A 2,525-nucleotide genomic window follows, 5' to 3' on the forward strand; every position below is an offset into this window, starting at 1 on the left:
TCCCGGATGTGATATCAGTCACTTCAGGACTTTATTAATTAGTATATTTATTAAAATTTTGAGGTACTTTGAGCTTGGATTTTAGGGAGCAGGGAGCAGGGAGCAGGGAAAGAGAGGGAAGTGTGGGAGGTGTGGGGAGGGTGGGGAGCAAGTGGTGTGGTTTCCACCATGAGCGACTGCATCAAGACAATGTATTTAAAGATACCAAATTCTTGTCAACTACTTCTTCTCTCTCCCCACACTCTTCTTGTCTCCCCCCTCTCCCCACACTACCCCCTCTCCCCACACTCTGTTCCCTATTCCCTATTCCCTATTCCCTATTCCCTGGGCGCAGCACTATAAATTTCACAGTTTAAATTACTAGGATAAACACGATGTCACCAGCTATCACAATTACCAAAGACGATATTCTTGAAGAAGTAAAGCTATCTTGTAAGATTCCTGAGATTATCGAAGCAATTACTATCCGCAAGTTAATCGCATCTGCTGCCGCTGAGGCGGGTATCCAAGTAGAAACAGAAGAACTTCAAGACGCAGCAGATCAATTCAGGATACTTAGCCAACTCGGGAGTGCTGAGGACACTTGGGCATGGCTAGAAAAACATGGGATGACCTTAGACGAATTTGAAACCATGGTATACAATGGCGCTATTTATAGAAAGTTAGCTAACCATTTATTTGCTGATAAAGTTGAGTCTTATTTTTATGAAAATCAGCTAGATTATGCTGGTGTAGTGATGTATGAGGTAATCATAGATGATGAAGATTTAGCGATGGAAGTATTTTATGGAATTCAGGAAGGAGAGATGAGTTTCTATGATGTTGCTCATCAGTATATCCAGGATAAAGAATTACGCCGATCTGGGGGATATCAAGGAGTAGTAAGTCGTGAAAATATCAAGCCGGAGATTTCTGCTGCTGTTTTTGCAGCTAAGCCACCGCAGGTTCTCAAACCCATTGTGACCTCTAAAGGCGTACATCTGATTTTAGTGGAGGAGATTATTGAACCGCAATTGGATGATAAGCTGCGGTATAAAATCTTATTAAATTTGTTTAGTGAATGGATTAAGCAAGAGGTTGAGCAATTTGAAGTTACGAAAAACCTTGACTTAGATTACCAAGCTGCCTAGGTTTTGAGTGGAAACTTATACATTCATAATTTAGAATTTAGAATTATAATCTTGGTCTTTAAGCTTTTTAAATTCAATGCCCTCTGATCATGATAAGGGGGCATTTTTGATGATTTATATTGCTAATTAATTTCTCGAGATTGAGACTGTATTGGTGACTTTAATTATTAATTAAAACCTGGTTAAATAACGATGTAAATTCATAGTATAAAGACCACCATGAGTAAAAGTCAGTTCATTATCGGTTACATTATTGAGCAAAATTTTATTTTTTTGGGATATATCAATATCTCCACTTATAATCTTAGCCGTTTGTTTTGTCAGGTTAGCAATTTTGTAATTTTCTCGTTAACAATGTTAATTTCAGTCGGGACAATATTTGTTGTCATTACCTTATTTAGATTATCTATTGTTGTGATAGTTCTAAATTAGAAGATAACTAATAAATGACAAGATTTACATATTTTTTGCTTGTTTTTAGTCCAATTTAGTCTCGTTTTGGTTGTCAAAAATGTAAAAACAATCATTAAAAAGACATAATCCAAACAGTTATGTCTTTTTAATGCTAGTCACTTCAGTCAAAACAAAACAGTACTCAAAAGCTATATAGCAGTACGGATTAAGGTTAGGACATTGATACAAGCTCAAAAGCTGTTATAGTAAACTTTTGCCTTTTGCCTTCTTGATGCAGTCGCTCATGGGGGAAACCCCCAAGACCGCGCTGCATCGCTTTTGCCTTTTGCCTTTTGCCCTTGCCCGTAGGGCTATAACCTCCCTTTAGCCCAGACCAGGCTTAAGTCGCGCGTCCAAAAAAAAAGCCCGCCTGGGCGGACTGGATTTTCAAGGGAGTTTTGAAGTTCTAAGTTTTAACCCGAATTTGGAATCAGTATTAACGTCTCAAGACACCAGCTTCATGCTCAATTCGGTCTAAAGCCTTCTTGGCTCTAAAAATAACTCTCAATAATGCCACCTGACTACTCCAAGCTGAGCGTGGTAACAGGGGCAAGGGAGACTCTACCTCAGTCTGAGAGTCATCAATGGATAACTCTAAATTACTAGTTTTCAAATTACTAGTCTTGTGATCGGAAACTGGAGTATTATCTAGCGCTATTGAATCAGTGGAGATATTAGTCATAGGAATGGCTTGCTCAAAGGGATAATTAGCTTGATGTCGCTTGATGTCGCTTGATGTAGGGTGGGCAGTGCTTGACAAACGATTCATTTGCTGGCCATAGCTTTGGTAGCCACTGCCCACCGAGGATTAATCACAAGCTTGATCTAGGGTGGGCAGTGCTTGACAAACGATTCATGTGCTGGCCATAGCTTTGGTAGCCACTGCCCACCGAGGATTAATCACAAGCTTGATCTAGGGTGGGCAGTGCTTGACAAACGATT

At 39.6% G+C, this 2,525-nt stretch carries 3 protein-coding genes; 2 read left to right on the forward strand and 1 reads right to left on the reverse strand.

All coding sequences use genetic code 11. From position 1 onward, the window contains the following. The first annotated feature begins 120 nt into the window (after nt 1-120). Nucleotides 121-342: a hypothetical protein gene (locus F6K49_RS40850; protein WP_293106687.1), complete on the forward strand. Its 222-nt coding sequence runs from the start codon at nt 121-123 to the stop codon at nt 340-342. A 32-nt stretch (nt 343-374) separates the two neighbouring features. Next, nucleotides 375-1,130, forward strand: coding sequence for a peptidylprolyl isomerase (locus F6K49_RS40855; protein ID WP_293106691.1), 756 nt, complete (start codon nt 375-377; stop codon nt 1,128-1,130). A gap of 889 nt (nt 1,131-2,019) precedes the next feature. Here F6K49_RS40855 and F6K49_RS40860 read toward each other — a convergent pair. Then, the gene (locus F6K49_RS40860) at nt 2,020-2,385 is read right to left on the reverse strand and encodes a hypothetical protein (RefSeq protein WP_293106694.1); all 366 of its coding nucleotides are present in this window, start codon (nt 2,383-2,385) and stop codon (nt 2,020-2,022) included. Nucleotides 2,386-2,525: the final 140 nt, after the last annotated feature.

It is taken from the genome of Moorena sp. SIO3I6, assembly GCF_010672095.1.